This is a genomic window from Limisphaerales bacterium, assembly GCA_014382585.1.
In the GTDB taxonomy this organism is placed as follows: Bacteria; Verrucomicrobiota; Verrucomicrobiia; order Limisphaerales; family UBA1100; genus JACNJL01.
This window is the reverse complement of sequence record JACNJL010000017.1, coordinates 69,935-75,968: the sequence shown is the minus strand read 5'-3', so window position 1 is coordinate 75,968 and position 6,034 is coordinate 69,935. Positions and strand designations below refer to the sequence as shown.

The 6,034-nt window shown below is 59.5% G+C and carries 4 protein-coding genes; 2 read left to right on the top strand and 2 right to left on the bottom strand.

Annotation, left to right across the window (positions count from 1 at the left end; translation table 11 throughout):
- Positions 1-874: SMP-30/gluconolactonase/LRE family protein (locus tag H8E27_01175; protein ID MBC8324229.1), on the bottom strand; the 874-nt coding region annotated here is incomplete at its 3' end.
- A gap of 257 nt (positions 875-1,131) precedes the next feature.
- Between H8E27_01175 and H8E27_01170 the strand changes: the two genes are divergently transcribed.
- On the top strand, positions 1,132-2,421 hold the full coding sequence (locus H8E27_01170) for a DUF2088 domain-containing protein (protein ID MBC8324228.1): 1,290 nt from the start codon (positions 1,132-1,134) through the stop codon (positions 2,419-2,421).
- Here H8E27_01170 and H8E27_01165 read toward each other — a convergent pair.
- Positions 2,418-3,443 (bottom strand): hypothetical protein, encoded by a 1,026-nt coding sequence (locus H8E27_01165; protein MBC8324227.1) that lies wholly within the window; start codon positions 3,441-3,443, stop codon positions 2,418-2,420. The genes H8E27_01170 and H8E27_01165 overlap by 4 nt on opposite strands.
- Before the next feature lie 144 nt (positions 3,444-3,587).
- Here H8E27_01165 and H8E27_01160 point away from each other — a divergent pair, with 144 nt between their 5' ends.
- Entirely contained in the window at positions 3,588-6,020 is a 2,433-nt protein-coding gene (locus tag H8E27_01160; protein MBC8324226.1) for a DUF1553 domain-containing protein, read from the top strand.
- The last annotated feature ends 14 nt before the right edge of the window (positions 6,021-6,034 follow it).

The following is a 6,034-nucleotide window of genomic DNA, read 5'->3' as shown; positions in this document are numbered from 1 at the left end:
TGGCCCAGATGTTGCCGTCGGTGTCGCAGCGAATGCCGTCGGCCATGCCGGCCTTCACGGTTTTTTGCACGGCACCGGTGGCGTCCTTTTCATCCATCTCCAGATTCATGCTGGCAAACTCTTTTCCGTTTTTCAGGCTCACGCCGTTTGCCACATCCCACACTTTGATGTTTTTCGGCGCGTTGGGGTAATGGCTCGCGCCGGTGTCGGCAACGTATAATTTTTTGTAATCGGGGCTGAAGCACAGGCCGTTGGGTTTAAAAATCTCATCGGTGAGCTTGGTAACCTTTTTGGTTACCGCGTCGATGCGGTAAACTGCTTCTTTCTGTATCGGTTGCACACTGCCGGTGTTGGCCTTGTGGCCCTCGTAATTCATGAGGCTGCCGTAGCCGGGGTCGGTGAACCAAATGCTTCCGTCATTGGGATGCACTACGGCATCATTGGGTGCATTGAATTGTTTGCCGCCAAACTTGTCGGCGAGCACGGTGATCTTGCCGTTGTATTCATAACGCACCACTCGACGGTTGCCGTGCTCGCAGGAGATTTGCCGGCCCTGAAAATCAAATGTGTTGCCATTACTATTGCCACTGGGCTTCCGAAAAATGCTCACGTGTCCGTCCTCCTCCAGCCAGCGCAACTGGTGGTTATTCGGAATATCACTCCAAAGCAAATACCGCCCCACACCATTCCAAGCCGGTCCCTCGGCCCAGAGCATCTTGGGGCTCGTGTACAACCGCTGGATGGGCGTGTTGCCAATTTTATATTTTGCGAACGCCGGATCCAACACCAGCACATCCGGCTCCGGATAGCGCGTTGGATTTTTGCCGCTCCAATCGCGGGGCGTACCTTGCTTGGCAATCGCCGTGCAACCCATCCCCGCCAGCGTAGCCGTGGCCAGAAATGCGCGGCGGTTAAATCCGTTTAATTTGGTCGAGACCTTTGGAGTGTGTGTTGTGTTCATGATCAATGAGTCGCCCAAAGCGTGAGCCGCCAGCGCCATCGGTGCAAGAAAAAGAAAAGGGGGGGATTCCCGAATATCGTGAACACCTGAGTAAAAATACAAATCTGACAATACCAATCCCAAAAAAGGCTCGCGCATTTCCTTTGGTTGACAAACGATTCGGCGCTGCAATGACAATTGCCACGCAACACAAAATTGCCTTCCCGCGCATGATGCGGGTGCGACAGGTGTTTGAGGAGACGCCGCCGGTGGACATCCCGGCCGCCGTGGCTTTGGGGATGGGAGCGGTGCGCGGCGATCTCAAGCCGGGGCTGCGCGTGGCAGTGGCGGTGGGAAGCCGAGGCATCACGAATTTATCAGAAATTGTTGGCGCCGTCATCGGCCAATTAAAAGATGCGGGCTGTGAGCCTTACCTCGTACCGGCGATGGGCAGCCACGGCGGGGCAACGCCGGAGGGGCAGACGGAGCTGCTCGGCGAGTACGGCATCACCGAGGCGGCGATGGGCGTGCCAGTGCGCGCGTCGCTGGAGGTGGAGCACATCGGCCACACGCCGGAAGGGTACGACGGGTGGTTCGCCCGCGAGGCGCTGGCGGCGGACGCGATCGTGCCCATCAACCGCGTGAAGTTGCACACGGACTTCGGCCCGCCGCTGGGCAGTGGCCTGTTGAAAATGCTCGTCGTCGGCCTCGGCAAACAAGTCGGCGCGGAGACGTTCCACCGCGCGGTGAGCCGGCACGGATACGAGCCGATGCTGCGCAGCATCAGCCGATTGATTCGCGAGAAGGCGCCGGTGCTGTTTGGCGTGGGCATCGTGGAGAACAGCTGGCACCAGACCGCGCGCATTGCCGTGGTTCCCGCCGCGGAGATGGAGTCGCGCGAGGAGGAACTGCTCGCCGAGGCCAAGCGGCTGATGCCGTTGCTGCCGTTTGACGATGTGGACATTTTGGTGATCGACCGCATCGGCAAAAACATCAGCGGCAGCGGCATGGATCCCAACGTCATCGGCCGATGCGGGCATGGTTACAACAGCAATCTGCGCGACCGTGAAAGCATCCCCCCGGACATCCGCCGCATCTTTGTGCGCAACCTCACCCCGCAAAGCCACGGCAATTCCACCGGCATCGGCATGGCCGACGTGACCACGCAACGGCTCATCGACCAAATCGACCAGCACGTGACCGACGTGAACGTGCAGACCTCGAACATCTTCCAGGCGAGCAAAATCCCGATGACCTTTCCCACCGACCACCACGCCCTCTCGCTGCTGCTGCATTCGCTCGTCATCCCCGACACCACCAAAGCCAAAGTCATCCGCATCGCCAACACGCTGGATTTAAACGAAGTGGAAATCTCCGAAACTTACGCCAGCCAAGTCGCCACGCGTGATAATTTGGAGGAAGTTCATGGGCCGACCGGCTGGCCCTTCAACGACGACGGCAACTTGGACGACTTGCTTTAACCCTTCGCCTTCTCCGCCATTTTGCAGATTCGCAAATGGCCGTCGTAGTGGGCGGTGACGAAGTGGGTTTGGTCCGGGGCGAGGTGGAGGTCGCGGCAGGTGTCTTTCATCTTGAGCTTGTGAAACTCATTCTTGCCGTCGGGTTTCCAGAAATAGATTTGCCCGCCACTGGAGCCGCCGGCGCCGGCGATGATGGTGCCGCCGGGCGCGAGCGCGATTCCCCAGGCGACGCCGCGGAAGGTGGCCTTGGCGAGATGTTGCATGAGGTTCTTGCCGGTCTTCCAGTCGAGCATGACCACGGCGGGATTGCCCACGCCGGCGAAGGCGTTGGTCACCTTGGTGATGCCGCCGATGGCGAGCTGGGTACCGTCGGCGTTGAAGCGCATCGAGCGAGCGCCGCCGATGTCGGCCTTAAAGGTCTTGTCGTAGCTGTGCATTTTCTCGGCCTTGAGCTTGCGCGCGAGTTTGCCAGCGGCAATTTCCCAATCGAAAATGTTGCACTTCAAATCCGAGCTGGCGAGTTGCCGGCCGTTGGGATGGAAGGCGATGTTGTACACGGGCAACTCGTGGCCGGTGAGCGTGCGCACAAGTTTGCCGTCGGCAACGTTCCAAATTTTGATGAGGCGGTCGTTGCCGCTGGTCGCAACGAGCGTACCCTCGGGACTGACGGCGACGGCCTTGATCCAGCCGTGATGAGCGTCAATGGCGCGCGTGGGTTTGTCGCCGTCATCGCCGCTGACAGGCCACCAAAGTAGACGGCCATCGAAGCCGCCGGTGAGCATCGTCTTGCCATCGGGCGTAAAGGCAATCGCGCGCACCCACGCGTCGGCGCCTTTGATCTGCACTTTTTTGCCAGTAGCCGGTTCCCAGCGCCAGACGTGAAAATCCTGCGCGCCCGCAAAAATAAACCGCCCCTTTGGCTCAAATCGGCACGAGATGAGCGGGCTGCCAATCTTCATCTCCTTTGCCACATGCGTCTTGGTCGCATCGAGCTTCGGCGTGAGTTTGGGTTTGTCGGCCATCGGCTGGGTAGTTTGGACACATATGGGGGACTGGCAATTCAATTCACCCAGAGGCACAGAGAATAACTTCTGTGTTCTCTGTGCCTCTGTGGTGATTTTTTCAGTGCAAACACTGTCGAGCGCGTCCAAACTTTTTCGAGCGTCATGAAGGGCTGGATAAAATTCATTGCCGTGACTGTGTTGGGGTTGGCCGGTTGCACCTCGCCGCAAATGGATGCCCCTCACGCCGAGGCACCGCACTGGGCTTTCCAGCCCATCGGCGCCCCCCAACCGCCGCGCGTGAAAAACGAGGCGTGGGTGCAAAACCCCATCGACCGGTTCATCCTCGCCAAGCTCGAGGCGGCCCATCTCCAACCCGCCCCGCGCGCGCCGAATCATGTGCTGAACCGCCGCGCCTATTTCGCGCTCACGGGGCTGCCGCCTGAACCCAATTCTACATTCCGCAATCCGCATTCCACATTGGCCAAACTCCTCGCCTCCCCGCGCTACGGCGAGCATTGGGGCCGCCACTGGCTCGATGTCGCGCGTTACGCGGACAACAAGGGCTATGTGTTTTTTGAGGAAAAAACTTTCCCGTGGGCGTGGACGTATCGCGACTACGTGATTCGCGCGTTGAATGAGGACAAGCCCTTTGATCAATTCATCGTCGAACAACTCGCCGCCGATCAACTCGATCTCGGCGATGATCAAACACCGCTGACCGCGCTAGGATTCCTCACGCTCGGCGCGCGCTTCTCGGGCAACATCCACGACATTCTCGATGACCGCATTGACGTCACCACGCGCGGGCTGATGGGACTCACGGTTTCCTGCGCGCGCTGCCACGACCACAAGTATGACCCCATTCCAACAGCAGATTATTATTCGCTCTACGGCGTCTTCCGCAGCGCATCAGAACCAACGCTGCAGCCCACTTTTCAAACCGCGCCCGACACCGCCGAACGCCGAGCCTTCGATGCCGAAATGACAAAACGCCTTAAGGCGCTAAATGATTTTGTAGCCAAAACGCGCGCGAACATCATCACCACCGCCCGCACGCGCACCGCCGAATACCTCACCGCCGTCCACGCCAAACGCAATCAGCCGAGCACGGAAAACTTTATGCTGCTCGCCGACAAGGGCGCCATCAATCCCTACGTCATTCATCGGTGGGAAATGTTTTTGAAAACCGCCCGACGCCAACGCGACCCCGTATGGACGGTGTGGCATCGCTTCGCCGCGTTGGCCGATGACGAGTTCGCCGCGCAGGCCTCGGTGGTGCATCGCGAGTTGTTTGGCGCAGCGGTCGCACTGCCGATGAACGTACGCGTCCGCGCTGCCTTCTCCGACGCGCCACCGAAGTCGATGAAAGACATCGTCGACGGCTACGACAAACTTTTCAAAACCGTCGATGCCGAATGGCAAAAGCAGAAAACCGAAAGCACCTGCCTCGCCGACGCCGATTCCGAGGCGCTGCGGCTTGTTCTTTACGGACCAAACTCGCCGCCGATGATTCCCCGCCGCCTCGGCTGGGGCTTCCTCGCGCTCATTCCCGATCGGCCCGACCAAGCGGTTTACAAAAAACTCATCAAAGCCGTCGAGCAATGGAGCATGACCGGCAAAGGCGCGCCGCCACGCGCGATGGTGCTGACGGATATTTCCCCGCCGCACGAGCCGATGATTTTCAACCGCGGCAATCCACACCAACGCGGCGAGCCTGTGCCGCGGCAGTTTCTTGAAGTGCTGTCCGATTCGAAGCGCCAACCCTTCCAAAACGGCAGTGGCCGCCTCGAACTCGCCCGCGCCATCGCCGCGCCGGACAACCCGCTCACCGCGCGCGTCCTCGTCAACCGCGTCTGGGCATGGCACTTCGGCCGCGGCCTCGTCACCACCCCCAGCGACTTCGGCACACGCAGCAAGCCGCCGAGTCACCCCGAACTCCTCGACTGGCTAGCCACGGATTTCATTAAACACAAGTGGAGCCTAAAACATTTGCACCGCCAAATCATGACCTCCGCCACGTGGCAAATGAGCAGCACCCATCCCGGTGAAATCCAGAATTCCAAAATCCGGAATCCAAATTTAACCGACGCAGAAAACCGTTGGCTGTGGAAATTCAATCGCCGCCGCCTCGGCTTCGAGCCGATGCGCGACGCGCTCGTTACCGCCACCGGCCAGCTCGATACGCGGCTGGGCGGCCCGCCCGTCAACGTCCTCGGCGGCTTCAACGGACGTCGGAGCATTTATGGCCGCATCAACCGAATGGACCTCGCCCCTGTCCTGCGCGCCTTCGATTTCCCCGACCCAAACCTCACCTGCGCCCGGCGCGAACCCACCACGGTCTCACCGCAAGCGTTGTATTTGATGAACAACGCCACCATCGCTGATTACGCCAAGCGCATCGCCGCGCGAAAAGATTTACCGGCGGGGCAATCGGCGAAAGTGGAGCAGATTTTTAAAATTCTATTTTCGCGGTTGCCTGATGCGGGAGAAACCGCCTTGGCAGGAAAGTATCTCGGCAAAAAACCTGACGCAGCGAGGTGGCAGAATTTCATCCACGCGCTGCTATTAACCAACGAGTTTTCTTTTGTGGATTAGTGGCTCCGGACTCG